Annotated in this window: 24 protein-coding genes; 18 read left to right on the top strand and 6 right to left on the bottom strand. The window is 68.1% G+C overall.

Annotation, left to right across the window (positions count from 1 at the left end; genetic code table 11):
• Positions 1-33: 33 nt before the first annotated feature.
• The 10 genes from GLX25_RS15805 (at position 34) to GLX25_RS15845 (ending at position 7,291) form a co-directional block, all read left to right on the top strand.
• Positions 34-750 carry an ABC transporter ATP-binding protein gene (locus tag GLX25_RS15805; protein WP_155843454.1) on the top strand — a complete coding sequence of 239 codons (717 nt, stop codon included), beginning with the start codon at positions 34-36 and terminating at the stop codon, positions 748-750.
• Positions 747-2,048, top strand: a complete 1,302-nt coding sequence (locus GLX25_RS15810; RefSeq protein ID WP_155843455.1) for an ABC transporter permease — start codon at positions 747-749, stop codon at positions 2,046-2,048. Before GLX25_RS15805 ends, GLX25_RS15810 begins: the two co-directional genes overlap by 4 nt.
• Positions 2,049-2,089: 41 nt before the next feature.
• Positions 2,090-2,503 carry a DUF6069 family protein gene (locus GLX25_RS15815; RefSeq protein ID WP_155843456.1) on the top strand — a complete coding sequence of 138 codons (414 nt, stop codon included), beginning with the start codon at positions 2,090-2,092 and terminating at the stop codon, positions 2,501-2,503.
• Positions 2,503-2,625: a hypothetical protein gene (locus GLX25_RS19195; RefSeq protein ID WP_271192393.1), complete on the top strand. Its 123-nt coding sequence runs from the start codon at positions 2,503-2,505 to the stop codon at positions 2,623-2,625. The genes GLX25_RS15815 and GLX25_RS19195 overlap by 1 nt, the downstream gene beginning before the upstream one ends.
• Positions 2,626-2,631: 6 nt before the next feature.
• Complete coding sequence (locus GLX25_RS19200; RefSeq protein ID WP_155843457.1) at positions 2,632-3,096, top strand: VanZ family protein; 465 nt, start codon at positions 2,632-2,634, stop codon at positions 3,094-3,096.
• Positions 3,093-3,866: a GTP pyrophosphokinase gene (locus GLX25_RS15825; RefSeq protein WP_205719915.1), complete on the top strand. Its 774-nt coding sequence runs from the start codon at positions 3,093-3,095 to the stop codon at positions 3,864-3,866. Before GLX25_RS19200 ends, GLX25_RS15825 begins: the two co-directional genes overlap by 4 nt.
• A gap of 80 nt (positions 3,867-3,946) precedes the next feature.
• A complete protein-coding gene (locus GLX25_RS15830; RefSeq protein WP_166548901.1) occupies positions 3,947-4,525 on the top strand; it encodes a TetR/AcrR family transcriptional regulator in 579 nt (192 codons plus the stop codon).
• Positions 4,526-4,655: 130 nt separating this feature from the next.
• Positions 4,656-5,303 carry an NAD(P)-dependent oxidoreductase gene (locus GLX25_RS15835; RefSeq protein WP_155843458.1) on the top strand — a complete coding sequence of 216 codons (648 nt, stop codon included), beginning with the start codon at positions 4,656-4,658 and terminating at the stop codon, positions 5,301-5,303.
• Between the two features lie 67 nt (positions 5,304-5,370).
• Positions 5,371-6,501 (top strand): hypothetical protein, encoded by a 1,131-nt coding sequence (locus GLX25_RS15840; RefSeq protein WP_155843459.1) that lies wholly within the window; start codon positions 5,371-5,373, stop codon positions 6,499-6,501.
• Positions 6,502-6,592: 91 nt separating this feature from the next.
• On the top strand, positions 6,593-7,291 hold the full coding sequence (locus GLX25_RS15845) for an SIR2 family NAD-dependent protein deacylase (protein WP_155843460.1): 699 nt from the start codon (positions 6,593-6,595) through the stop codon (positions 7,289-7,291).
• A gap of 676 nt (positions 7,292-7,967) precedes the next feature.
• Here the strand turns inward: GLX25_RS15845 and GLX25_RS15850 are convergent.
• The gene (locus GLX25_RS15850) at positions 7,968-8,579 is read right to left on the bottom strand and encodes a TetR/AcrR family transcriptional regulator (RefSeq protein ID WP_155843461.1); all 612 of its coding nucleotides are present in this window, start codon (positions 8,577-8,579) and stop codon (positions 7,968-7,970) included.
• Positions 8,580-8,659: 80 nt separating this feature from the next.
• On the opposite strand from GLX25_RS15850, the gene GLX25_RS15855 reads away from it, so the two are divergent.
• Positions 8,660-9,487 carry an oxidoreductase gene (locus GLX25_RS15855; RefSeq protein ID WP_155843462.1) on the top strand — a complete coding sequence of 276 codons (828 nt, stop codon included), beginning with the start codon at positions 8,660-8,662 and terminating at the stop codon, positions 9,485-9,487.
• A 117-nt stretch (positions 9,488-9,604) separates the two neighbouring features.
• Here the strand turns inward: GLX25_RS15855 and GLX25_RS15860 are convergent, their stop codons facing one another.
• On the bottom strand, positions 9,605-10,390 hold the full coding sequence (locus GLX25_RS15860; RefSeq protein ID WP_205719916.1) for a FadR/GntR family transcriptional regulator: 786 nt from the start codon (positions 10,388-10,390) through the stop codon (positions 9,605-9,607).
• Between the two features lie 79 nt (positions 10,391-10,469).
• Here GLX25_RS15860 and GLX25_RS15865 point away from each other — a divergent pair, with 79 nt between their 5' ends.
• The 3 genes from GLX25_RS15865 to GLX25_RS15875 are packed head-to-tail and all read left to right on the top strand — an operon-like array spanning position 10,470 to position 13,556.
• Positions 10,470-11,390 (top strand): carbon-nitrogen hydrolase family protein, encoded by a 921-nt coding sequence (locus GLX25_RS15865; RefSeq protein WP_155843464.1) that lies wholly within the window; start codon positions 10,470-10,472, stop codon positions 11,388-11,390.
• A gap of 8 nt (positions 11,391-11,398) precedes the next feature.
• Positions 11,399-12,781: an APC family permease gene (locus GLX25_RS15870; RefSeq protein WP_155843465.1), complete on the top strand. Its 1,383-nt coding sequence runs from the start codon at positions 11,399-11,401 to the stop codon at positions 12,779-12,781.
• Between the two features lie 13 nt (positions 12,782-12,794).
• Positions 12,795-13,556, top strand: a complete 762-nt coding sequence (locus GLX25_RS15875; RefSeq protein ID WP_166548902.1) for a nitrilase-related carbon-nitrogen hydrolase — start codon at positions 12,795-12,797, stop codon at positions 13,554-13,556.
• Positions 13,557-13,717: 161 nt separating this feature from the next.
• Here the strand turns inward: GLX25_RS15875 and GLX25_RS15880 are convergent, their stop codons facing one another.
• Together GLX25_RS15880 and GLX25_RS15885 are read right to left on the bottom strand one after the other, a co-directional pair.
• On the bottom strand, positions 13,718-15,232 hold the full coding sequence (locus GLX25_RS15880) for a glycoside hydrolase family 43 protein (protein WP_155843467.1): 1,515 nt from the start codon (positions 15,230-15,232) through the stop codon (positions 13,718-13,720).
• Between the two features lie 90 nt (positions 15,233-15,322).
• Entirely contained in the window at positions 15,323-15,904 is a 582-nt protein-coding gene (locus tag GLX25_RS15885) for a TetR/AcrR family transcriptional regulator (protein WP_155843468.1), read from the bottom strand.
• A 135-nt stretch (positions 15,905-16,039) separates the two neighbouring features.
• On the opposite strand from GLX25_RS15885, the gene GLX25_RS15890 reads away from it, so the two are divergent.
• Both GLX25_RS15890 and GLX25_RS15895 read left to right on the top strand, forming a co-directional pair.
• A complete protein-coding gene (locus GLX25_RS15890; protein WP_240898390.1) occupies positions 16,040-18,502 on the top strand; it encodes a beta-glucosidase in 2,463 nt (820 codons plus the stop codon).
• The gene (locus GLX25_RS15895; protein WP_155843469.1) at positions 18,499-20,751 is read left to right on the top strand and encodes an alpha-L-rhamnosidase; all 2,253 of its coding nucleotides are present in this window, start codon (positions 18,499-18,501) and stop codon (positions 20,749-20,751) included. Before GLX25_RS15890 ends, GLX25_RS15895 begins: the two co-directional genes overlap by 4 nt.
• A 110-nt stretch (positions 20,752-20,861) precedes the next feature.
• On the opposite strand, the gene GLX25_RS15900 is transcribed toward GLX25_RS15895, so the two are convergent.
• Both GLX25_RS15900 and GLX25_RS15905 read right to left on the bottom strand, forming a co-directional pair.
• Entirely contained in the window at positions 20,862-24,326 is a 3,465-nt protein-coding gene (locus GLX25_RS15900) for a family 78 glycoside hydrolase catalytic domain (RefSeq protein WP_166548903.1), read from the bottom strand.
• Positions 24,327-24,927: 601 nt separating this feature from the next.
• Positions 24,928-25,695, bottom strand: a complete 768-nt coding sequence (locus GLX25_RS15905) for a TetR/AcrR family transcriptional regulator (protein ID WP_205719917.1) — start codon at positions 25,693-25,695, stop codon at positions 24,928-24,930.
• 22 nt (positions 25,696-25,717) lie between these two features.
• Between GLX25_RS15905 and GLX25_RS15910 the strand changes: the two genes are divergently transcribed.
• Positions 25,718-26,395: an SDR family NAD(P)-dependent oxidoreductase gene (locus GLX25_RS15910; RefSeq protein WP_155843471.1), complete on the top strand. Its 678-nt coding sequence runs from the start codon at positions 25,718-25,720 to the stop codon at positions 26,393-26,395.
• Positions 26,392-26,685, top strand: a complete 294-nt coding sequence (locus GLX25_RS15915; RefSeq protein WP_155843472.1) for a hypothetical protein — start codon at positions 26,392-26,394, stop codon at positions 26,683-26,685. The genes GLX25_RS15910 and GLX25_RS15915 overlap by 4 nt, the downstream gene beginning before the upstream one ends.
• Positions 26,686-26,710: the final 25 nt, after the last annotated feature.

Below are 26,710 nucleotides of genomic sequence, written 5' to 3' on the forward strand. Positions count from 1 at the left end.
CGAAGGGACCGGAATACGAACGAAGGACTCACGATGCTTGATCCCCTTGGCGCAGATACTCAGGGCGCCGCCATCATCTCCGTCAGGGACGTCGAGAAGACGTACGGCAGCGGGGCCGGCCGGTTCGACGCCCTGCGCGGCGTCAGCCTCGACATCCGCGAGGGTGAGAGCCTCGCGATCGTCGGGAAGAGCGGCTCCGGCAAGTCCACCCTCATGCACGTCCTCGCACTACTGGACGAGCCGACCGCTGGCACCGTCCTCCTGGACCGTCGCAACGCGAAGGAATTGAGAAGCTCCGAGCTCAATCGCGCCCGGAACAAGACCTTCGGGTTCGTGTTCCAACAGTTCTTCCTCACGCCGACGCAGACGGTGCTGGAGAACGTGATGCTGCCGCTCACGATCGCCGGCATGCCCAACCGCGCCCGCCGTGCGCAGGCAATGGCCGCCCTCGAGCAGCTCGAGTTGGCCGACAAGGCCAAGAACAAGGCCACCGACCTTTCCGGTGGGCAGAAGCAACGGGTGGTGATCGCCCGCGCCCTGGTCAACCACCCACGGATCATCTTCGCGGACGAACCCACCGGCAACCTCGACACCGCCACCGGGCGCACCGTCGAAGACATCCTCTTCACCCTGAACCGGGAGCAGGGCATCACCCTCGTCATCGTCACCCACGATGACGACCTCGCCGCCCGGTGCGATCGGCGAATCCAGATCCAGGACGGCCGCATCCTCGAGGAGGCCACCCGATGAAGACGATCGATCTCGTACGGACCGGCGTGCGCAACACCTTCCGCTCCCGCGCTCGAACCACCCTCACCGTCCTGGCGATCTTCGTGGGCGCATTCACACTCACCATCACAAGCGGCCTCGGAACCGGGATCAACCGGTACATCGACGACACCGTCGCCGCGATCGGCGGCGGCGACGTCCTCACCGTCACCAAGGTCGCGGACGAGGACTTCGACCCCACCGACACCAGCCCGCAGGAATACGACCCGAACGCCGTCACGACCGGAGACGGTATCGCGCGAACCTCGATCGAGATGATGACCCAAGACGACCTCGACGCGATCGGCGACGTCGACGACATCCTCGACGTCGAGCCCATCACGCCCGCGCAGGTCGACTACGTCAGCCACGACGACGGCACCCGGTACACCGCCACGGTCAGCGCCCTGACCCCCGGGCAGACCGTGCAAACAACCGCCGGCGCCGAGCCCGAGAACGGCACCACGCAATTCCAGATCTCCCTCCCGCCGACCTACGTGGAGCCCCTCGGCTTCGACGACGACACCGACGCGATCGGCGCAACGCTGACCATCGCCGTCACCGACGGCGCCTTCGAGCAGCACACCGTGGACGCCGAGATCGTCGGGGTCACGGAGGAGACCCTCGCCGGTCCCGGCGGAGCCAGCCTCATCGCCAACCAGGCGCTACAGGACGAACTCGTCACGCTGCAGAGCACCGGACTCCCCGACGACCAGCTCGACCAGTGGGCTCAGGCGACCGCGACCTTCGACCCGGAACTCACCCCGGACGAAGTCGACGCCCTGAAGGAGGGACTCGCCGACGAAGGTTTCAGCGGCACCACCACCGCCGACACCCTCGGAGCGTTCACGACCGTGATCGACACCATCGTGCTCATCCTCAACGCATTCGCCGGAATCGCCCTGCTGGCTGCAGGATTCGGGATCGTCAACACCCTGCTGATGTCGGTGCAGGAACGCACCCGCGAGATCGGCCTGATGAAGGCGATGGGCATGAGCAGCGGCCGCGTGTTCGGACTGTTCAGCATCGAAGCCGTCTTCATCGGATTCCTCGGCAGCGCCATCGGCGTCATCACCGCGATGATCGTCGGCACTGCTGTGAGCGGTCTCCTCGCCGGCGCCCTGCTCGCGAACCTCCCCGGACTCACGCTCATCGCCTTCGATCCGATCACCATCGGCGTCACGATCCTCGTGATCATGGCCGTCGCCTTCCTCGCAGGCACCCTCCCCGCAGCTCGCGCCGCCCGCAAGGACCCCGTCGACGCACTCCGCTACGAGTAGCCCGACACCTACCGAGTCAACCCTCGAACCAGGAGTACAACATGGACACGGCCACTGAAACCACGTACCGGGCCAGCAAGGCGATCCCCCTCAGCGCCGGCATCGTCGCCCTCACGGCGAGCCTCGCCAACGCGCTCATCGCCTGGGCAGGCCTCGCCCTCGGAGCCCCCGCCACCGGCGGCATCCTGCCGATGTCGTACATCACCCTCACCGTGATCGCAGCGATCGCCGGGGCGGTCGGATGGCATCTCATCAATCGGTACGCGAGACGTCCACGACGAGTGCTGACCTGGCTGGTACCGACCTTCCTGGTGGTCTCGTTCGTCCCGGACATCCTCGTGGGAATCAGCATGGGGTGGATCCTGGCGGTGACGCTGATGATCATGCACGTTGCGACCCTCGCGATCGGCATCACCGTGTACGCACGGTTGATGCGCGTCCCCGAGGAGCGCTGATGGACGGCATCGAATGGGAGATCGCCGGGCTGCCGCTGCATCCGCTGCTCGTCCACGGCGCAGCCGTGCTCATCCCGCTCTCCGCGATCCTCCTCGCCCTCATCGCGGTGTGGGGCGGCTGACCGGCTGTGCCCACAGCAGAACGGTCAGGGTCGCGCGGGCGCTTCTCCCCCGTCTACGCGGCCCTGACCCTCGCATACCTGCTGCTCGTCGGACGATTCACGCTGGCGGATCCGCCCTGGCTGACCACGCCGAACGAGATTCCAGGTGGCGTCCTCGCCCTCGGCGCGTGGACCGACGCCGACACGTGGACCACGGGCAGCGCGTTCGAATTCGCCGCCAACGTGATCCTGTTCGCGGTGCTGGGGTTCTTGCTCGGGCGTGCACTTCCACGCGCATCCCCGGCGGCGCTGATCGCGGTCAGTGTGCTCGTCACCCTCAGCATCGAGATCGCGCAGATTCCCCTCCCTCGCGTATCCGACCCTCGGGACCTCATCGCCAACACGATGGGAGCGGTGGTCGGGGTCCTGATCACACGTGGACGCACGTTGCCGGCGCGTACGATCGCTGACATCGATCGAGGAGCGACATGACCGACGATGCCGATGAGTCAAGCGCAGATTCGGGGCCGGAGCGTGAGATGGTGCAGCTCGCTCGTCGACTGCGGCAGGATTTCGACCGGATCCAGATGGAGCACGAGTTCGCGATCGACGAAATGCTCACCAAGGTCTCGATACTGCGACGCGAATTCCAGCACCTGCACCGATACAACCCCATCGAGCACGTCACCTCGCGGGTGAAGAGCCCCTCCAGCACGCTCAAGAAGGCCGCCCGACTCGGCATCGACCCCACCCCCGAGGCGATCAGAGAGCGCATCCGGGACATCGCCGGCGTGCGGATCACCTGCAGCTTCATCGCCGACACCTACCGAGTGCTCGAAGCCCTCACGTCCCAGACGGACGTGCGCGTCATCAACGTCAAGGACTACATCGCCGAACCCAAGCCGAACGGGTACAAGAGCCTGCATGCCCTCATCGAGATCCCCGTGTTCCTCAGTACCGGCGCCGTGAACGTCGCCGTCGAACTGCAGGTGCGGACCATCGCAATGGACTTCTGGGCGAGCCTGGAGCACAAGATCCACTACAAGTACGACGGCGATGTGCCCGCCGGCCTCGTCACGAGTTTGACCGCCGCCGCACGCGCGGCGCAGATACTCGACGAACACATGGAGCAGCTCCATCGAGAAGTACGGGGCCTCGACACGGACACCGTCGACGACGAGATGCGCGTGGACGAGCAGACGCTCCTGCAACTGTGGAAGATGGCGCGGGCCAACGCCGACGACACCGCCCCGGATGCGTGATCCGCGCGCAGCTCGCTGGTGAGCTCCATTCGTCGTATCCTAATAGGACAGTCGTCCGCTTAGTTCGAGGCAGGTGCACCGTGTCCGATATCGAAGCCCCCCGTCAGCGCGCTGACGCGATCCGCAATCGCGATCGCATCCTCGAGGCGGCGGTGGTGGAGCTCGCGCGCGATCCCGACGCGTCGCTCAGCGCGATCGGGAAGCGTGCAGGCGTCGGCCAGGGCACCCTGTACCGGAACTTCCCAGACCGCGAGGCGCTGCTCTGGGCGGTGTACCGCCGCGAGGTTCAAGAGCTCGTCGACAGCGCCGACCGGCTCCTGAGCGAGACCGATCCGGCATCCGCGCTCCGCGAGTGGATGGGCGCCCTCTCCCGGTTCGCGCTCGCGAAGGCAGACCTCGGGCCCGCGATGCGGCCCGCCGTGAAGGCTGAGGACAAGACCGCCCGCCCCGGGTACGCGCAGGTCGTCGACGCGGTGGCCACCCTCCTGACCGCCGGCCAAGAAGCCGGCGTGATCCGCTCCGACATCACCAGCGAAGACTTCGTCGCCCTCATCGCCGGCATCTGGCAGATCCCGGCCGGCGCCGGGTGGGAACCCCGGATGACGCGACTGCTCGACCTCGTGATGGACGCCCTCCGCACCCCCGCAGCCCCTGACTGATCACCCGCCTATTCGCTCGACTTCACAAACGGACAATTGTCCGCTACACTCATAACCGGACAGTTGTCCAGTTAGATTCAGCCGACGACCTCACGGCGCGACGGCGAGGAACTCTTGTGAAGGAGCAGTCATGCGTATTGCCGTTCTCGGTGCCACCGGCCGAACCGGTGGCGAAGTCGTTCGCCAGGCCCTCGCGGCGGGTCATGAAGTGGTCGCCTATGTGCGGCGCCCTGAGGCGATGAACGCTGCAGCCGGCCTGACCATCGTCGGAGGGCAGCTCGAAGACGGCGCCGCGCTCGTGCGCGCACTCGCCGGCTGCGATGCGGTCGTCATCACCCTCGGCCCGAAGGTCACGCAGCCGAACGTGCCGATCATGCAGACGGCCGTACCGGCAGTGATCGCCGCCGCTCGTACGACCGGTGTCGACCGAGTCGTCGTGCTGTCGGCCCTCGGCGCAGGAAACACGTTCGCGAACACGCGCTACCCGTACCGGTTCGGGTGCCGCACCTTCCTGGCGGGCAACTTCCGCGACCACGTCGCCGGGGAGAGTCAACTGGTCGGATCGGGCCTGAAGTGGACCACGTTCCACCCCGGCCCGCTGTTCGACGCCGCCCGAACCCCGCACCCCACGATCGTCGATGCCGCCACCGGGTATCGGATGCCGGGCGCTCCCCGCACCCAGCGCGCGGATGTGGCGGCAGCGATTCTCGATGCGATCGACGACCCCGACACGTACGGCAAGGAGATGTTGATCACCTCCGCCCGCCAGGCCGCCTGACGCGGCGCCGGCACTCGCTGTCCCAACCAGCCTCACTCACCTCGTTCACACCTCACGGAGGGATCCCATGTCCACGACCCCCGAATCGACGACACCGTCGGTTCCGCAGAAGACGCCGATGTGGCGCACCATCACCCTGTCGACCGTGCTGACCGCGCTCATCGCGGTCGTACTGCTCGCCTTCTCCTGGCCCGCACTCACCGCGGAGCCCAAGGGCGTCGCACTCGCCCTCACCGGCCCGGAAGCCGCGGTATCCGCCGTCCAACCGCTCCTCGAGGAGCAGGCGGGCGACACCTTCGACATCACCACCGTCGACGACCGGGACGCCGCGGTGGAGGGCATCGAGCAGCGCGACTACGCCGGCGCGATCATCCTGGGCACCGAACCCGAGCTGCTCACCGCGTCCGCGAACGGCACCATCAACCAGGTCATCGCCGGCCTCGCCGACCCGCTGCAGGAAGCCCTCGACGCCCAGGCCACCGCGCAAGCCGCCGCGATGGCAGATGCGCAGGGCCTGGATGCATCCGCCATCGCTGCACCGGAGATCACCCTGGCCGTGACCGACGTCGTCCCGCTCTCGGAGGACGACCCGAACGGGTCCCTGCTGACCTCGGCGTTCTTCCCGATCCTGTTCGGCGGAATGATCGGCGGCATCGTGATCTCCACCGCCATCGTCGGGTCGCTGCGACGCATCGTCGGAGTCACCGTGTACTCCGCCGTCGGCGGTCTGGTGCTCACCAGCATCCTGCAGAACTGGTTCGGCGCGATCCAGGGCGACTTCCTCACCAACTGGGGAGCATTCGCCCTCGCCATCGGCGCGATCGCCGCCCCCATCATCGGATTCGTCGGTCTCCTGGGACGCGCGGGCATCGCCGTCGGCCCGGTCGTGATGATGCTGTTCGCCAACCCGATCTCCGGCGCCGCGCTTCCCGCGCAGTTCCTTCCCGGAATCTGGGGCACGGTCGGCCAGTGGTTCCCGCCGGGCGCCGCCGCCACCCTCGTCCGCGAACTGTCGTACTTCCCCGATGCGAACATGCTCTTCTCCTGGCTCGTGCTGGGCGCATGGTTCGTCGGCGGGCTACTGCTGGCTTTCGTCGGACACCTCCGCGAGCAGCGTCGCGCAGCGACCGCCCTCGTGATGAGCACCACCGCCGCCACGACCGACGCCGCACCCGCGGAACAGCTCGTCCGCGCCTGAGGCGAGAGAGGGGGGTGCGTGCCCCGGCACGCACCCCCCTCTCCCCACCCCCACCCGCGAGTCCGCCCACCAGACCCGAAAGGTACAGATCATGCACGAGCAGATCGCGGCTCTTCGGCACGAGATCGAACGCAGTCGCTCCACCATCGTCATCACCGGTGCCGGCATCTCCATGTCGGCCGGGATCCTGGACATGGAGCACATGAACGTCCTGCAGGTCGCGCAGACCAGTGTCGAGGCGCTCGTGCGCCTCCACCCCGAACGCAGCTACCGACTCCTGCGGAAGTCGTTCCTCAACGCCATCTTCGACACCGGCCCGAGCATCACGCACCGCAAGATCGCCGAGCTCGAGCACCAGGGCCTCGTCCACGGCGTCATCACCACCAACATCGACCACCTGCATTCACTCGCCGGCTCCCGCGAAGTCGCCGAGATCCAAGGCAGCTACGCGATCAACCGCTGCCTGAGCTGCCGCCTGAGCGACGACGACATCGACATCTGGAACCGCGGCACGGCGCCCCGCTGCCGTGCATGCGGCGGAATCGTCGTGTCCTTCCCCGTCTACACCCACGTCGGTGTCAACCAGCCCGAGTACGACCGCGCCGGAGCCTGGGTCTCCCAGGCAGACCTCGTGATCACCGTCGGATCCAAGGGCATGTACGGCGGATACCTCCGCGACCTGAACCCCACCGCGCGCCTGGTGCAGGTGAATCCCAAGCCCACGACGTTCGATGACCTCGCGACCTTCACGATCCGCGCGGAGGCCGACGACGTGTTCTCCGAGCTCTGATCGGCTCGGCCTGGGCGTCGGCGTCGTCATCTGTGTTGGCGGTCCCAGCCGTACCGAGACGCAAACCGCGGTGGCAGGACGCGACCAGAAACGAGACCAAGAACGGTCTTCGACGACGCCTCGCAGCACATGATGAGAAGTCCAGATCACACGGCATTTCCAAGGGCCATGCGGCGACCGTCCCTCGGAACGGCCGCTTCCACACCGGCTCGCGAACCCAGAAACAATCCCAGATCAGGCACTACTCTCGCGAGGACTCGAATAAAGAACAATCCGCCCCGAATCACGTCCTCCCAGACTTCGCGACGGCGAATCCCCCGAGATCCCCGGAATTCCGGGCGAGAAGCCGCAAAAGACCGCGCCGGAACCTGAGAGGATAGCGGAAATCGGACATACCGTCCGTTCAACCGCAGAAATGCGAAAACCCCCACTTGACCGGGGGTTTTCTTCACTGCTGGGGTACCTGGACTCGAACCAAGAACAACTGAAGTCGATCTCGGCGATTCGGGGCCGGCCCGCGAGAGGCGGAATTCCGCGGATTTCCGCGGATCTCATGCGCCCAAGTCTACGTGCTGCTACGGAGTCATACGGGCCGAATCTGGTCTCCGAGGGCGCTCTCGGCAGGTTTCTGGTCACCTGAGACGGCGGTCGACGAGGCTGGTGTGCGCGACGTATGTCAGGCGAACTCGCCGCCCGAGATCGCCGAGATGGCGTCGTCCAATGCCGTCGCGAGCGGAACTCCCTGCGACTCGGCGAAGCGGTTCGCGGTCGACAATGCGGCAAACGCGGCGGCCACGACGGCTGCCAATTGCAGCGCGGTCGCCTCCGACTCACGCTCGGCTTCGCGGCGTTCGAGCTCGATCGCGATCAGACGCTGGGCGCGCTCCATTCGCTCGAGATAGCCCGCGCGGAGCGTCTCCGAGGATTGGATGACGCGGTTCACTTCGAGCGCCGATCGACGCGAGTCCTCGTCGGTCATGTACATCACGACCGGGTCGAACATCCGTCGGAGCGCAACCCAAGGCTGCTCGTCGAGCGGGCGCCTCGCCAGTGCAGCAGCGAAGTCCTCGCCCTGTTTGTCGAACTTGCCGAGTATGAGCGCTTCCTTGCTTCCGAAGTAGCGAAAGAAGCTGCGCTTCGACATCCCGACGACCGCGGCGATCTCATCGACCGTCACATCTTCGTAGCCACGCTCGACGAACAGCGCCTGGCCGGCAGCGAGCAGCTCGGCCTGAACGGCCCGACGCGTACGCTCGCGCAGCGTGGCGCCCATTCCCGGTTCTGTCATGCCTCCATGCTATACACTGAGGTACGAAAGTGTCACCTGATGTCATATGTGGCGCGGGGTACTTGAAGTGAGGAGTAGAAATGACCAAGACCTGGTTCATCACCGGCGCAGGCCGAGGATTCGGCAAGCAGTTCGCCTCGGCGGCCCTGCAGCGCGGTGACAAGGTGGCCGCGACGGCCCGCAACCTCGACGCCCTCCAGGACCTCGTGGACGTGTACGGTGACGCCGTCCTTCCCGTGCAGCTGGACGTCACCGATCGTGCAGGCGTTGACGCGGCCGTCGCAGCCGCTGTGGCCCAGTTCGGGCGGCTCGACGTCGTTGTCAACAACGCCGGCTACGGCCTGTTCGGCGCGGTCGAGGAGATCAGTGACCAGGAGCTGCGCGAGCAGCTCGAGGTCAACCTGTTCGGCGTCCTCCACGTCACCCAGGCGGTCCTGCCGACCCTGCGCGCGCAAGGCGCCGGCCACATCATCCAGATCTCCACGATCGGTGGCATCGGCGCGTTCCCGAACCTCGGCGGATACCATGCCTCCAAGTGGGCGCTCGAGGGCCTCAGCGAATCACTCGCCCAGGAGGTCGCCGGGTTCGGTATCAAGGTCACGCTCGTCGAACCGGGCTCCTACGCCACGGACTGGGCCGGCAGCAGCGCCGTGCACGCGACGCAGATGCCCGCCTACGATCCGCTGCGCCAGGCGATGGCGGAGCGCATGAAGGCAAGTTCCGGGCAGGCGACGGGCGACCCTGCCGCGGCAGGCCCCGCGCTACTGAAGATCGTCGATGCAGAGCAGCCTCCGCTGCGCGTCCTGTTCGGCACGGCCCCCACGCAGATCGCTCGTCACCTCTACCAGCAGCGGCTCGAGACCTGGGACCAGTGGAAGTTGGTCTCCATCGAGGCGAACGGCAACTGAACGCACTCGGGGAGGAGCGCCGTTCGGCCGCCCCTCCCCGATCTGCGACGGATGCACTGAAGGACCTCTAGGAGGACTCCCAGCGCATCCACCTCGGCGGCGGCGGCGGATCGACCGCTACTTGCCGCCGTCCTGTCGGTACTGCTCCTCGAACTGCCCGACGAACATCGTCGAATGCAGATGCTGCACGTGCTCGCGCGCGACGTCCACGGCCATGACCGGGTCATGCGAAGCGAGAGCGTCGACGATCCGGGCGTGGTCCTCGTTCGCCGCGTGGAGCACGTCGATCGGGTACGGGATGAAGTAGCGGTACAACTCCACGAGCACCTCGCGGTACTGCTCGAGGGCCCATGTCAGGCCACTCGCCTCCGCGATGCCGAGATGGAAGCGCTCGTCGGCGCGGTGGTACTCCGTCCAGTTCTCGGCGGCAGCGGCGTCCGCGACGTGCTGCGCCAGTTCGGCGAGCTCACCGGCGGAGGCCTTCACTGCCGCGTGGTGCGTGAGGGCGCACTCGAGGAGAGTGCGGAGGTCGATGAGGCGGTGCACCTGGGCGGCATCAGCGCGGTAGGCCTCGACTGCGCTGTCCGGCACCGACGGGCGCAGGCCGGTGACGTACGTGCCGCCGTTCCGGCCGCGACGGCGTTCGACGACGCCGTCCGCGGCCATGGACTCGAGGGCGCGGCGCACGGTGATCTCACTGACGTCGAGGGCGGCGGCGATTCGGGCGTCGGGCGGCAGCTTCTCCCCCACTGTCATGAGGTCGAGGTCGATCGCGAGCGCGATCCGAGCACGCACGGTGTCGACGGCCGACATCCGGCTGATCCCGCTGAGTTCGGGCTCGGTCAGCGCGTGCGCGTCCGGCGTGGAGGCCTCCGGCGGATCGGTTGACTGCAGCGAGCTCACGGAACTCACTGTACGCGGGGTCTTGCAATATTCGATCATTCTGATCTATTTTATTCCCACGCAACCTCGGAAGGTCCTCATGCCCCGCACGCTTCGCATCGCCGCCCAGCAGTCGGCCCCGGTCCCCATCGGCACCGACCGTTCCTCGTTCGCGGACGAGGTCGTCGCACTGTCCGGCCGGGCGGACCTCGTCGTCTACCCGGAGCTGCACCTGTTCGGGTCGGAGACGTGGCCCGACACCGAGCGCACCGAGCGTCTCCGGGCCTCCGCCGTGCCGATCGACAGCGAGCTCGTGCAGTCGCTCGGCGACCTCGCCCGCCGGGCTGGCGTCTGGCTCATCCCCGGCAGCATCTGCGAGCGCGGCGAGCAGGGCGAGCTCTTCAACACCGCGCTCGTCTTCTCGCCCGACGGCGACCTCGTCGCCCGCTACCGCAAGGTCTTCCCGTGGCGGCCGTTCGAGCCCTACGACCCGGGCGACCGCTTCGTGACCGTCGACCTCGACGGCCTCGGCCGCATCGGCCTCTCGATCTGCTACGACGCCTGGTTCCCCGAGGTCTCGCGCCACCTCGCGTGGATGGGCGCCGAGGTGGTCGTCAACATCGTGAAGACCACGACCCCCGACCGCGCGCAGGAGCTCGTGCTCGCCCGCGCCAACTCGATCGTCAACCAGACCTTCACCCTGAGCGTCAACTGCGCCGGCCCGATCGGCCGAGGCCTGAGCCTCGTCGTCGACCCCGACGGCGAGGTGCTCGACGCGTCCGACGACGGCGATCCCGTCACCCTGGTCACTGACCTCGACCTCGACCGCATCGCCGAGGTCCGCGAGCACGGCACCGCGGGCACCAACCGCATGTGGTCGCAGTTCCGGCCCGCCGACGCCCCGATCGAACTCCCCCTCTACGCCGGCCGCATCGACCCCGAACGCTGGCATCCCGCGGCCACCGGGGCGACCCCCCTCGCCGGCATCACCCGCACGCGCACCGCCAACCCCACCCGCTAGGAGTCTTCATGTCCGCGCCATCCCCGACGCTCACCCGCACGCTGCGACTGCCGTCGCTCGTGCTCTTCGGCCTCGCCTACATGACGCCGCTCATCGTCCTCGGGATCTTCGGCGTCGTCGCCGAGGTCACCGGCGGCGCAAGCGCGTCCGCCTACCTCGTCGCGCTCGTCGCGATGCTCTTCACCGCCTCGAGCTACGGCCGCATGGCCGCCGCGTACCCCGTCGCCGGGTCCGCGTACACGTACGTTCGCCGCACGATCGACTCGCGAGTCGGGTTCCTCGTCGGCTGGGTCGTGCTCCTCGACTACCTCTTCCTCCCGATGGTCATCTGGCTCATCGGCGCGGCGTACCTCGAGGCGCAGTTCCCTGGCGTGCCCGCGTGGGTGTGGATCGTCGGGTTCATCGTGGTCACGAGCCTGCTCAACATCCTCGGGATCAAGGTGGCCGACCGGACGAACTACCTGATGATGGCCTTCCAGGTGCTCGTCATCGGCGTGTTCGTCGCCCTGTCGATCGGCTCGGTCATCGCGAACGAGGGCGCCGCCGGCCTTGTGAGCTCCGCGCCCTTCGCCAATCCCACCTCGTCGTTCGCCACGATCACTGCGGGCGCCGCGATCGCCGCGTACTCGTTCCTCGGTTTCGACGCGGTCACGACGTTCACCGAGGAGGCGATCGAGCCGCGCAAGAACATGCCACGCGCGATCATGCTCATCGCGCTCATCGGCGGCGCCGTCTTCATCCTCGTCTCGTACGTCACGCAGCTCGTGCACCCCGGTGGGGAGTTCGCGGATGCCTCGTCGGCGGCGTTCGACATCGCCCTCCAGATCGGCGGCAACGCGTTCGGGGCGATCTTCATCGCCGGGCTGGTCATCGCCCAGTTCGCGTCGGGGCTCGCCGCCCAGGCTTCCGCCGCCCGCCTGCTCTATGCGATGGGCCGCGACGGCGCCCTCCCCCGCCGCGTCTTCGGGACGCTCAGCGCTCGCTTCCACTCTCCGGTCGTGAACATCGCGCTCATCGGAATCGTCGGACTCGTCGCCCTGTTCCTCGACGTGGCCACGTCCACGTCATTCATCAACTTCGGCGCCTTCACGGCCTTCACCATGGTGAACGTCGCGGTGATCGTCTACTACGCGAAGCGCCGCCGCGAGGGCGAGCGCCTCAACCCGGTGCTCTACCTGGTGGTGCCGATCGTCGGCGCAATCGTGACGGCCTACCTGCTGACGCAGCTCGACTTCAACGCGATCATGCTCGGCGTGAGCTGGCTGGCGCTCGGCGTCATCACGCTCGCCCTCGTGACGAAGGGCTTCCGGCGCCTGCCTCCCGAGCTCGCCGTCGACGAGGCGGATGCCGTCGACACGACCGCACCGGCCGAGCCCGCGGCCACGCGCTGACGCACTCGCTGCCGTGCGACTCACCCTCGCCCAGATCGACTCGGACGCCGATGCGGCGCGCAACCTGCGCCGCATCGGCGCCGCCGTCGAGCGCGCGGCTGCCGCGGGGTCGACGCTCGTCGTGTTCCCCGAGTACGCGATGTACGAGAAGCACGCCGTCGACGCCACGTTCGCCGAGGTCGCCGAGCCCGTGGACGGCGAGTTCTGCAGCGCGCTCTCGGCCCTCGCCTCGTCCCATCGCGTCGCGATCGTGGCCGGCATCGTCGAGCAGCACCCCGACGGCGATCGCCCGTTCAACACGCTCGTCGTGATCGGGCGCGACGGCCGGCTGCTCGGCCGCCACCGCAAGATCCACCTCTACGACGCGTACGGATTCCACGAGTCCGCCTGGATCTCCCCGGCAGAGCACCCAGAACCGACCGTCGTCGAGGTCGACGGCGTGCGCGTCGGGCTGATGACGTGCAGCGATGTGCGGCATTCGGAACTCGGCGTCGCCCTGGCGAAAGCCGGTGCCGAGATCGTGGCGCTGTGCGCGTCGTGGGTACCGGGTGAGCACAAGCTCGACCAGTGGCGCGTGCTCGCCCGCGCCCGCGCCATCGAGCACCTGTACTTCGTCGCTGCAGTCTCCCAGGCCGCACCGATCTCGATCGGCTCGAGCCTCGTGGTCGACCCGATGGGCGAGGTGATCGCGTCGCTCGACGAGGAACCTGCCCTGCTGACGCTCGACGTCGACATCACCGAGGTCGCGGCGAGGCGGGCCGCCGCGGCGCGCTGAGCGCGACCTCCGTTCCACGCCCGTGGGCGCCGGGGTCTCCGGCTCAAGGGAGCGGGTCAAGAGGCGATAGCACCCCGACGAGACGTGGTACCGACCGCCGGAAGCGAAATCGTGACGTTGCCGGCCTAAACGGCCGGCGGATTACCACCCGCCTCGGGCCCTCATCGGGCTTCCGAGGTCCGCCGGACACCACGGAAGTGGACGACATCGCCGCTTCCCTCGGCGAGGACCGCGAAGTGGACTCCGACGAACCACTCCGCCGCTTCAGCTGAGAGCAGTCGCGCGCGGCCCTGACCGATAGCGACGGGCGCTTGCCCACCGGGGACCGCCTCGAACCGGTAGTAGTCGGCGGTGGCGACGATTCGGAGAGTGATGGAGTCGGCGGGAGGCAGCACGCGGTGGTCGACGGTGTGCAGGTCATCGACTCTTCGAGTGAACGTGGTCTCGATGGTCGAGTCTCGACCACGCCGCAGCGTCAGCCGGAAGAAGTGGGCGTCGTCGCTGTAGATACCTACTCCCGCACCGTCGAAGTCCGCTGACGCCAATGTCGCCTCGAAGGTCTGCGAATCCTCGGTTTGGGCGAGGAGGAGTGCTCCCTGCCGAGGCTCGCCGAGAGCACGGCCGCGAGGGAGCGTCACGCTGGCTTCCGTCGCGCTGATGCCGTCCGGAGACGGTCCGACCGTTTTCCAGCCGTACTCGATCCACGACGTGGGTGCGGACGTCGGCCGTGGAGTGGCTGGTGCGGGCAGTGGTGCGCTGTGCTCCTGGATGAGCTCGACGGTTCCGTCGCGACCGATGACGGGCCACCCGTCGGCGGTCCACGACACGGGAGCCAGGAAGGTCTCCCGTCCCAGGTTGTGGTGCACTGCGAATCCGCCCGCGCTCTCGTGCCGTGTGCCGAGGAACACTGCCCACCAGTTGCCGTTCTCGTCGTCGATGAGGTCCGCGTGGCCGGTGCTCTGGATGGGGTGACCCACGCGGTGACGATGCGTCAGGACGGGGTTATGGGGCGCCGGTTCGAATGGTCCCCACGGGCTGCGACTGCGCGCGCAGGTCTGCATGTGGCCCTTCCAGGTGCCGCCTTCGGCGCTGAAGAGGTAGTACCAATCGCCGATCCGGTACAGGTGCGGTCCCTCGATGTCGTTGGACTGGAACCCGCCGTAGTTGGTCGTGAGTTCCCGGAACGGCCCGAGCTCGCCGGTCGTGATGTCGAGCTCGGCCTGCACGACGGGGCCGAGGAAGCCGTCTTCGCGCGGGCGCATCGAGCGTCTGGTGTAGTACCAGCGTCCGTCGTCGTAGAGCAGAGACGGGTCGAATGCCTCATCGTCCACCCACAGAGCATCCGACCAAGGGCCGCTCGGGTCTTCGGCACGGACGATGAAGTTGCCGCCCCCTTCCGCGACGTTCGTGCAGGCAAGGTAGAAGACTCCATCGACGTATCGAAGCGTCGGAGCGAACAGCATGATGGGGCCTTCTCGACCGTCCCTGCGATACTGCTCCGGCCGTGAGATCGCTCCGGCGAGGATGGTCCAGTTCACCAAGTCCGTCGAATGGCGAATGAGGACTCCGGGCAGGAGACCGAAGGACGAGGTTGCGAGGTAGAAGTCCTCCCCGACTCGTGTGATGGACGGATCGGGCTCCGTGCCGCGCACCACAGGGTTGTTGAAAACCGGCATCGGCGGGCCTCCTCGGTTAAACCGCTCATCGAACTGTATTACGGAGTGAACCACAGCTCGATGCTCGTTCTCCGTTCCGCGGAGAACGAGCTACTCGGCCACCTTCAGGATCGACCAGAGCTTCGCGATCCGATCGGCCATGTCCACACTGTCCGGGTCCAGCAACCACTGAAGCTGCAGTCCATCCGCAACGGCGACGAGGATCGACGCAGCATCCTCGGCGTCGATGGCCGTCGAGGCCTTCCCAGCCTCCTGCTGCGCACGGATGTCGCCGGCGATCTCATGGATCAGCCAGCGGTAGCGGTCGACGAAGAATCCATGGGCCATGCCGTCGCCGTCGACGCTCTCGGCCGACATCGAGACGAACAGCCGGACGAGACCCGGCTCGCCGGCATTGCGCGCCACCGCATCGAGCAATCGCTTCACGGAGTGGATGTGGCTGTCCTCATCTGGCGCCGTGGCGCGATCGTCCCTGCGACGGAGCACCGCGAGGAACAGTTCTTCCTTGGTGCTGAAGTAGTGGAGCAGGCCGGCCTGGCTGAGGCCCGTCTGCCGCGCGATCTCGCGCATCGAGGTCCGGTCGTACCCGCGTCGCCCGAACTCCTCCAGTGCAGCATCGAGGATCTCGCCTCGCTTAGCGAGACCTTTCGCATAGGGACCACGTGACGCCATGTCGCCATGGTACCGACGCGGATTCTATGAAACTATGTCGCTGACCGGTTTTCCGGTCGTCGAGTCCGACGAGGAAGTGGAGACGACACCGTGGACGACGAGATCCGAAGCCACCTTTGCGCGCTTCGCGCGTCATTGACGCTCGAGGAGAAGGTCGCGCTCCTCACCGGGCGCGACTCGTGGTCCACGACCCCGCTCCCATCGATCGGGCTGCGCTCCATGGTGCTCTCCGACGGGCCGGCCGGGGTCCGGGGCGCCCTGTGGGACGAGCGATCACCGTCGGTCAACTTCCCGTCGCCCACGGCGGTCGCCGCGTCCTGGGATCCCGCGATGGTGGAACGAGTGGGCGCAGGGCTCGGCAGCGAAGCCGTGCGCAAGGGGGTCGACGTGGTCCTCGCACCGACGATCAACATCCAGCGCACGCCGTACGGCGGCCGCCACTTCGAGGCGTTCAGCGAGGACCCGCTGCTGACCAGCGTGCTCGCGACGAGGTACGTCCGCGGGATCCAGTCCTTCGGCGTCGGCGCGACCGTGAAGCACTACGTGGCCAACGACTCCGAGACCGATCGCTTCACCGTCGACGTCCGCGTCTCGGACCGCGCGCTCCGCGAGGTGTACCTGCGCGCCTTCGAGGGCCCCGTCGTCGACGGAGGAAGCTGGCTGGTGATGAGCGCCTACAACGCCATCAACGGGCGCACCGCCTCCGAGAACGACCTGCTCACCGCCCCGCTCAACGACGAGTGGGGATTCGACGGTGTCGTCGTGAGCGACTGGACGGCCGTGCGCTCGATCGAGAGCGCCCGCCATCCCCAGGACCTGGCCATGCCCGGCCCGAGCGGCCCGTGGGGCGACGCGCTGGTCCGCGCCGTCGAGGACGGGCGCATCCCCCGTGAGGCCGTCGATCGCAAGGTCGACCGCCTCCTCATGCTCGCCGCGCGCGTGGGGGCGCTCCGAGATGTCCCGCGACGACCGGACGTCGCGCCCGCCGATGCGCGCGTTGTACGTGAGACGGCTCGGGCCGCGGCGATCGGGGGGTCGGTGCTACTCCAGAACGACGGGCTCCTCCCGATGACGTCCCCTCAGTCGATCGCGCTGATCGGCGAAGGCGCGTGCGTCGCACGGACCCAGGGCGGCGGCAGTGCGACGGTCATCCCGGAGGCGGTCAGCGCACCCCTCGCGGCGATCGGCGCACGATGGCCGGACACCCGGGTGAGCTGGTCGCTCGGCGCGGTCGTGCAGCACGGTGTCGCCGACCTCGCGCCGGAGGACTTCACCACGCTCGACGGGCTGCCGGGCATGACCGTTCGATACCTGGATGCGTCGGGGTCGGTGACCCTCGAAGAACGACGCCAGACGTCTCGCATCGTCGGGTTCGACCCCGAGTCCCCCGTCGTCGGAGCCGCGCGCGTGGAGATGAGCTTCCGCTGGCGACCGGGCACGGACCAACCCGTCGCACGACTCGGCATCGTCGGCCTCGCCGACTACGCCGTCTCCGCCGACGGCATGGAGGTCGCGGCCGGCGCGCTCCGCACCGGGCCGGACGACGATCCGGCCGCCGCCGTCCTTCACCCGCCGGCCACGGTCGTCGAGGTCCCGACCCCGTCGGAGGAGACCGACGTCACGGTGACCTTCCGCCCGGTGGCCGGCGCGATGCCCGATGCGCTGTCGCTGGGCGTCGGCGTCCCGCCCACGACCCGCGACGCCGACGAGCTCATCGCCGAGGCCGCCGATGCGGCCGCCGATGCGGAGGTGGCCGTCGTGGTCGTCTCGACGTCGGCGGAGGTCGAGTCGGAGGGGTTCGACCGCCGTTCGCTGGCCCTGCCCGGCCGCCAGGACGACCTGGTCCGCGCGGTCGCCGCAGCGAACCCCCGCACCGTCGTCGTGGTCAACGCCGGCGCGCCCGTGATCCTGCCATGGCGCCACGGGGTCCCCGCCATCCTCGTGAGCTGGTTCCCCGGACAGGAATTCGGCGACGCCCTCACCGACATCCTCAGCGGCGCCGCCGAACCGGGCGGGCGCCTCCCGGTCACCTGGCCGGGTACCGAGGAGACCGTGCCGGTGCGCGAGACCCGACCCACGGACGGCGTCCTCGACTACGCGGAGGGCGTGCACGTCGGCAGTCGTGCGTGGCTCCGCACGGGCGCCGCTCCGGCCTATCCCTTCGGCCACGGCTTGGGGTACACGACCTGGACCCTCGATGCAGCGTCCGCGCCGGCGACGGTGTCCGAAGGTGCGGACGCGACCGTCGCCATCCGACTGACCAACCGGGGATCCCGAACCGGGAAGACGGTCGCGCAGGTGTACCTCGAGCGGGTCTCGCCGTCCGAGATCGACCGCCCTGTCCGATGGCTCGCCGGGTTCGCCCCGGCCACGGCGGCCGCCGGCGAGACCGTGACCGTCGAAGTGCCGGTCGCAGCGCGGGCCTTCGAGCACTGGGACGACGGCTGGCGAACCGAACCGGGAGCCTACGCGCTCCGCGTCGGCTTCTCGGTGGCCGACCTGCCCGTCACACTCGACATCGCCGTGGATGCAGCAGCGCCGGTTGCGGTCGGAGCGGATGGGTCTTCGATCTCGGGCTCCTGGAGAGGAACACGATGACGCTCGACGCCCTCGGGAACGCCCACTTCATCACGGCCCGGGCAGACCGCCACGTCGCTCCGCGATTCTGGATCGAGGCCGACCTCGACCATCCACGCTCGGACGTGGTGGGTGCGGTGCTGCGCGCCACGGCCCACGGCGTGTACGAGGCCCGCATCGATGGGCGACCCGTCTCCGACTCCGTGCTCGACCCGGGATGGACCGCCTACGAGTGGCGCCTTCCCTACCAGGAGCACGATGTACGAGACCTGGTCGCCACCGGGAGCGGAGCCGTTCGGCTGGACCTCGTGCTCGGCAACGGCTGGTACCGAGGCGACCTGGCGTTCGCCGGAGCGAACGCCAATTACGGTGACGTCATCTCGGTCGCGGCAGTCCTCGAGGTCACCTACCGGGACGGCTCTGTCCAGCGCATCATCACCGATGCGAACTGGTCCGCCGCCGCGTCGGACACGACGCGCAACTCCCTGTACAACGGGCAGACGATCGACGCGCGCCGGCGGCACGTCACTGCACCGCCACTGGAGGTGCTCGAGGTCGACGTCGAACGCGGGAGGCTGGTCCCCCAGAGCGGACCGCCGGTACTCAGACACGAGACGTTCCAGCCCACCGCGATCTGGACGTCGCCGACGGGACGCACCCTGGTGGACTTCGGCCAGAACCTGGTCGGGTGGCTCCGCCTTACGGTCAAAGGACCGGAGGGCACGCAGATCGAGATCCGCCATGCCGAGGTACTCGAAGACGGCGAGCTCGGCACCCGACCGCTGCGGGCCGCAGAGGCGCGCGACGTCTTCATCCTCTCCGGCGGCGTCGACACGTTCGAACCGACGCTGACGTTCCACGGCTTCCGATACGTCGAGGTCCGCGGATGGCCGGGCGACCTCAGTCCCGACAGTCTCGAGGCGGTGGTCGTGCACTCGGAGATGCGGCGCACCGGGCACTTCTCGTGCTCGGAGCCGCTCGTGAACCAGCTCATCCACAACTCGGTGTGGGGCCAGAAGGGCAACTTCCTCAGCGTCCCCACCGACTGCCCGCAGCGCGACGAACGCCTGGGCTGGACCGGTGACCTCGCCGCCTACGCGGCATCCGCCTGCTTTCAGTTCGACTCCGCGGACTTCCTCGACAACTGGCTCGCCGACCTGCTCGCCGAGACCGCTCACTCCCCCGACCGCGCCGTACCACTGGTCGTTCCCGACGCCCTGAAGTACGCAACCTTCCCTGAGGACTTCGAAATGCCGCCCTGGACAGCGACGGCGGTGTGGGGCGACGCAGCGATCTGGGTCCCTCAGGCCCTCTGGACCGCATACGGGGATGCGGACCGCCTCGCATCGCACTACCCGGCGATGAAGCTTCACCTGGCGTCGGTGCAGCGCTACATCTCGCCCACGGGGCTCTGGGACCTCGGGCACCAGCTGGGCGACTGGCTCGACCCGGACGCACCGCCCGACCAGCCCGCCGACGCGAAGGCCGATCCCCACGTCGTCGCAACTACCTGCCTGTATCGGTCCGCGACCTTCGCCGCAGAGGTCGCGGGAATCATCGGCGAGTCCGAGGACGCCACGCGATGGACTCAGTTGGCCGAGCGTACGCGGGCCGCGTTCAACGAGCACTACGTCGACGGAGGCATCATCAAGTCCGACTGCGCGACCGTCTACGCGCTCGCCATCGCGTTCGGGGTACTGGACGACGAGGACCGCGGGCGCGCGGGAGACCGCCTCGCCGCGATCGTGCGCGACGCCGGTCACCGGGTCACGACCGGCTTCGCCGGCACGCCGTTCGTGACATGGGCGCTCTCGGAGACGGGTCACGTCGATGATGCGTACGCCTTGCTCCTGGAGAAGGAATGCCCGTCCTGGCTCTATCCCGTGACGATGGGCGCGACAACGGTATGGGAGCGCTGGGACTCCATGCTGCCCGACGGCACGATCAACCCCGGCGAGATGACGAGCTTCAACCACTACGCTCTCGGCGCCGTGGCGGACTGGATCTACCAGGTCGTGGGTGGCATCCGACCTGCCGCCGCCGGCTACACCCGGGTCCGGATCCAGCCGGTGCCGGGACCCGGCATCACCTGGGCCGAGACGTCCTATGAGTGCCGGCACGGCATGATCTCGGCCGCGTGGCACACCGACGACGGCGGGTTCACACTCGACGTGGCCCTCCCCGATGGGCTCCATGCGGAGATCGTGCTGCCTGACGGCCGTGTCGAGCAGGTCGTCGGCGGGGTCCACCGCCTCACCACGGCTCACTGAACCGAGTCGCGCCCGTTCCGAATCAGGCGCGATCCGGCCGCATCCGCCGTCACGGCGAATGCGGGTGCGAGCGCTGAGCGCCCGCACCCGCATCGGTGCAGCAGGTCAGATCATCGATCGACCGGGATTCCGCCCTCCTCTCGAAGGATCACCTGCAGGGCCTTCGCCATCTCCGTCAGCTCGGCCTTGGCCGCCTCGGAGGCCTGCTTCGCGTTGGCGTTCCCGATCTGGTTGAGGAAGGAACGCAGGGCGCTGTCGGCGACCTGGGCCTTGCCCTCGGCGGAGGCGCTGAGGGCCTTCGCGATGAACGCGTCGAGGCTCTCGGCGAGGCGAGCCTCGAGCTCGCCCTCGGAGGACAGGCGCTCCACGGCTGCGGCGAGGGCGGCGTACCCTTCCTCCCCGGCCACGAAGGTGAACCGGCCCGCGCCGACCGAGTAGACGGCGAAGTCGCCCTCGATCCGCTCGAACGTCGCACGCTCGGGCGTGAGCACGGCCTGGTCGCCGTCGGTCGGCACCCACACCTCGGCGGTGGTGTTCGCCGGAACCTCGACGGTCAGCGTGAGCCGGTCGTCGGCCTTGTCCCATCGGCTGGAGGCGAGGCCCCTGGGCGTCTGGAAGCTGCCCTCGACCCACGTGAGGTCGCCGGCCGGCTGCGGCTTGAACACGAGGGACTCGTACCCGACCGAGCCTTCGGCCTGATCGATGCCCGCGAGGCCCTTCTGGAACCACTCGACGATCTGGGCGAGGATCATGTGGTTCTTCGAGTCACCGCGGTTCCACCGCTCGCCGATCGTGGTGAACCCGTCGGGGTTCGCCGTGGTCGACTGCATGAAGTAGCCGTAACCGGGGTAGGTGTCCGTCTGCACCGCGTCGAAGAGCACGTCGCCGTTGCCCGACTCGGTGAGCTGACGCACCACCGCAGCGAGTCCGATGGTGCCCGCGCTGAAGTGCGGGTCATCGTCGTCGCCGAACTCCTTCACGTTCCGGACGAGCTCCGCCGTGACCGAGTCGCGGTACTCCTCCGGGACGATGTCGGCGTCCAGCGCCAGCGCCTGCGCGGCCTGGGTGGCGCCGGCGGTGCCGGCCTCGCCCTCGGCCGTGTAGAAGCCGACCGAGGTGTTGAGGAAGTGCGCGTTGAATGCGTCCTTGATGTCCTCGGCCAGCTGCGCGTACTCTGCGGCGTCCTCGTCGTGGCCGGTGAGCTCCGCCATCATGGCCATCTTGGTCATCATGACGTAGTAGCCCCACGTGCCCGAGATCCGGCCGTCGGTCTGCTCGACCGACACCCAGTCCGACAGCGCGGCATTGACGATGTGCTCGTCGTCGCCCGTGCCCGCCTTCTCGCGGCGGATGTAGTCGACGAAGTCGACCATCCGGTCGTAGGAGCGGGTCATCGTGTCGGTGTCCCCGTAGTACTCGTACAGGAACGCCGGGACGAGGATGATGCCGTTGCCCCAGTTGATCTCGTCACCGAAGCGCCCGATGTAGCCCCAGTCGTGGACCGGGGTCTTGAGCGCGACGTTGCCGAACATCGAGGTATCGGCCCGCGACTGCCCCTCGACCAGGTGGTGCTCCGTGGTCTGCATGTACGCGTCGAACTCGAAGAGCCGGTGGAATCCGTCCATCGGCATCGTGTAGTCCGCCGGGTAGGACTGCTTCTCACGTCCCGGGCAGTCCGTGAAGGTCGACATGATCTGCGTCGCCATCGAGTAGTACGCCATCTTGTTGATGCGGTTGATCCGCTCGTTCGACGAGTCGAAGCTGCCGACATCGGGCGTACCCGCCTGGAGGCGCACCGCCGTGACGATGTCGGCCGTCGGCTCGAGGCCCTCGGGCAGCCCCTCGATCTGGACCCACTGCATGCCGAAGTAGTTGAACTTCGGCGCGTGCTGCTCGCCGCCGGCCAGACCGGCGGTGATGTAGCTGTTGAACAGGTCTCGACCGCGACCACCGGGGCCGAGCGAGGACTGGTTGACCGTGCCATCCGCGTTGAGGCTCTCCGCGGGCTTGACCTTGATCAGGGTCCCCGCGGGCAGCTCGGGCAGGTTCAGCTCGGGCCAGCCGGCCATGTTCTGACCGAAGTCGAACACCCAGGTACCCGGTGCCGGGTTCGTGATGGTCTGCGGCGTGAAGCGCTCCGCCTCGTGGATCCCCTCGCCGGCGCGCGAGACCAGCTGGGTCGCCAGGTTCGGCGGCGGCGCGATGCCGGCCGAGGTCCAGTTCACCGTCGTGCCGTCGCGCCGCGTCGCCGCATCCGTCAGATCGGCGCCCGGCTCGTTCCAGCCGACCTGCACGCGGCGGGCGTCGAAGTCCTCGCCCGCGAACCACGCGTCGGTCACCAGGGCACCGGATGCCGCTCGCCAGCTCCGATCGGAGACGATGACGTCCGTGCTGCCGTCCGTGTAGGAGACCTCGATCCGGCCGATCATGCGGGGTGTGACCGCGGCACCCGCGCTGGGGTCGCTGGCGGCGATGTTGTTGCCCGATGCGGTCACCAGTGCACCGGAGGCGTGCGCCTCGTCGAGCGCCGGCTCGAACGAGATCCCCGTTCCCAGCGGGCCGGCCGTGCCGATCCCGGTGATGACCCGGGACTCGAGGCGGTCGCCGCCGTCGCCGGTGTCGATGTTGATCGTGCCGCCGACGTGGTAGTTCGACGTGCTGCTGAGCAGGACGTTCGTCGCGCCGGCCGGGGCATCCGCCACCAGCGTGCCGGAGCCCTTGATCTGGCTCTGCCACCACGCGTAGGGCGAGGTGCGGCCGACCGCGGGGTTGTGGATCGAACGCCGGACGTAGGCCGTGCCGTTCCCGAGCTCGACGCCCACGGCGTTCTCGCCGGCCTCGAGCGCCGACGTGATGTCGTAGGCCCGGTACTCCGTCGAGAGCTGGTAGTTCGTGTTCCCGGGTGCCATGTGCTCGTCGGTGATGCTCTGGCCGTTCACCGTCGGGTAGTGCATCCCGGCCCCGGAGAGGTAGAACAGCGCCCGGTCGACGGTCTTGCCCACGGCCAGGTCGAACTGGCGGGCGAAGATCGGCAGCGGGTCGGACTCGGTCCGCCCAGCCTGCTCGATCCAGCGCGCGTCACCCCAGTCGTCCTGGTCCAGCAGCCCCACCGTGAAGGTCGACGGGTCGCTCCACGCGGAGGGATTGCCGAGCGCATCCCAGACGCGCACCCGCCACGCGACCGTATCGCGCGACTCGAGGGCATCCGGGGCGCCGTACGCGACGTTGCCCTGCTGGTCGGAGTCGACCTTGCCGGAATCCCACAGCAGGTCGCCGGCTTCGAGCGCCGCGACGCTCGAAGCCGCCTCGATCTCGTAGCCGGTCTGACGATCCAGCGCGCACGCCCCGGCCACGGAGCCGTCGAAGCAGGGATTGCCCTCGGTGTCCTCCGACGTCATGATCCAGGACAGGAACGGGCGACCGGTCCCGAGGTCGATTGGCTGGTCGGCGCGCCCGTTCACGCTGAGTCCCTCGACGGTCACGGCGAGTCGCTCCGACGGTGGAGCAGCCGAAGCCGTCACCGCGCCAAGCGGCGCCGACAGGGCGACCACGCCGGCCGCCACGAGTGATGTCATCAGGACCTTCCTCATGGCGCGATCACCGCGCTCGATCCCGACCGGGAGCGCCGTCCACGACGGCCCCCTCCGGCTCCGGCGATCAACAACATGCTCATACTCGCACTCCTTCGTGGCGGGTTGCAGGGTTTGGAACACAGCCGGGATTGAACAACTTGAATGGATTCAATCCGTTCGGCCGCCACTCTTCCCGGTGTCGCGGCGTTCGTCAATAGCAATCGGCGAACTGCTTTTGATGCTTGACATTTGCCGGTCCGCACCGAAAAGGCGCGTGAGGAGCGCGGATTCTTGAGCCACATGAACGCGTTCAGGCAGAACTTGTCACTCGCTGAACAGTTCAGGTCAAGCGAAGTTCCCCACAACTGCGGCGAACCACGGCATCGGGCTCACCGTGCTCCGCATCTCTCCGCCCCGCGGACGCGAGCGCGATCTGAACATGTTCAGCGCCCTCGGGAGCGGAGCAGGTCCGCTCGGGGCGGCCTCGGAAGACGTGCGCGTATCCGGAAATGCCCGGGTCGACGACGCCGCGACGGCAGTGGCGAAGCGCATCGCGAGCATTCGAGGCGACCAGAACTTCCCATCGCTCCGTTGAGACCCGTTCTCAACGTCGGCGGATCGCCACGGGCGCATCGCGCGTCATGGCTCGATACAAGGCCTCGTCATCCGGAGGCGTTGGCAGCGAGGGCGTGGGCGCCCCCTCTGCGGCGAATCCCCTGATGAGGTGCCCGATCAGCCTGCGCCAGCTCTCGGGCGCTTCGGATGCCGTTGCGGCGACGACACCGGCGTTGGCGAATAGCACGAGGATGAGGTCCTGGGACGTGAAGTCGTCTCGAAGGTGACCGGTGCTGCGGGCTCGTTCGACCACCTCGAGGAAGCCCTCGTACGCCTGGACGCGGCGCGCCTCGAAGTCCGCTGATCCGGGAAGCGCGGTCGTGAGCACGTCGGCGAATCCGCGGTCGCCGGCCTGCATCTCGCACACGGTGATGACGTAGCGGATGAAGCCCCACCAGGCGTCGTCCTCGGCCAGAGCCTCCTGCGTGGCGAGCACGTACGCGTCCATCTGCTCTGCGAACGCCGCGCTGACCAGATCGGGAACGGTCGCGAAGTGGCGGAAGAGCGTGGCCTTGCCGACTCCCGCCTCGCGGGAGACCGCCGCCATCGAAATGCCCAAGCCCTCGGTCGCGTACAGCCTTCGAGCAGCCGTGAGGATCCGCTGTCGATTGCGCTGGGCGTCAGCCCGTCGTTCGGCCGCGCCCTCGCGCGTCGATGCCTTCCGCACCTCCGGGAATTCCATGGCAACCATCGTACTAAGCGGTCCGCCCGTTCCATTTATGTTAGGCTCGTCCCGGAAACGGATCGCCCGTTCCATTTGTGAAGGGAATGACGGAATCATGCCAGCTATTGCCATCGTCGGCGCCGGTCCGGGACTCGGCCTTGCGATCGCCCGAACCTTCGGTTCCAGGGGCTTCGACGTCGCGCTGATCTCCAGGAATCAGGGCACGCTCGATCGCCTTGTGGGACAACTCGAGGTCGACGGGATCACCGCTGCGGCGTTTCCGGCCGACGTGCTCGACCGGTCGGCGCTCAGGCAGGCGCTCGCATCCGCTGCCGATGAGTTCGGTCGAATCGACGTCCTCGAGTTCTCCCCCGTCGCCAAGGGCCAGGACGAGACGGTGCTGTCAACCCCGTCGGAAATGACACCGGAGAACACGCAGCTGCAGATCGAAGCGCAACTCTACGGCGCAATGACGGCCGCGCAGGCGGTGCTGCCGGCGATGAAGGAAGCCGGCGCCGGAACGCTGTTGTTCACCACGGGAGCGGGATCCGTGAACCCGGTTCCGATGATCGCGAACGTCAACGCCGCCGCGGCGGCGCTTCGCAACTGGGCGATGAATCTCAACCTGGAGCTGGCCGATTCCGGCGTGTACGCGGTTCACGTCGGAATCGATGTCTCGATCGATGTCGCGTCGGTCCCCGGGTTTCCGACCGCGCCGGCGTCCGAGATCGCGGCGGCCTACTGGGATCTGCACCAGGCGCAGGAGCACGCCGAGTTCATCTTCCGTCGATGACCTCCGGGGATGTCCTCCGGGCGCCGTTGCGAGTCGGCGCGAGGATCCTCCTCGCCCCGGAGCACACAGGCCTCATGGCTCCGGCGTGGGCGGTGGTCGAACTGGTCGACCGAATCGAGGATCCGACTCCGCTGCCGTGGAGCGCGGGGGCGGACCATCGGTGGCGTGTCGGCTACAGGACCACCGTGGTCGACTCGCGCGGTGACGTCGACGAACCCCTCGGACTGATCTGGGTCGACGACGACGCCCGCGACGCGAACGGAATGTTGCTCTCAGCCGATCGCTCCTGACGATCGATCAAGCTGGCGCAGACTC

Source organism: Agromyces luteolus (genome assembly GCF_009729855.1).
Lineage (GTDB): Bacteria > Actinomycetota > Actinomycetes > Actinomycetales > Microbacteriaceae > Agromyces > Agromyces luteolus.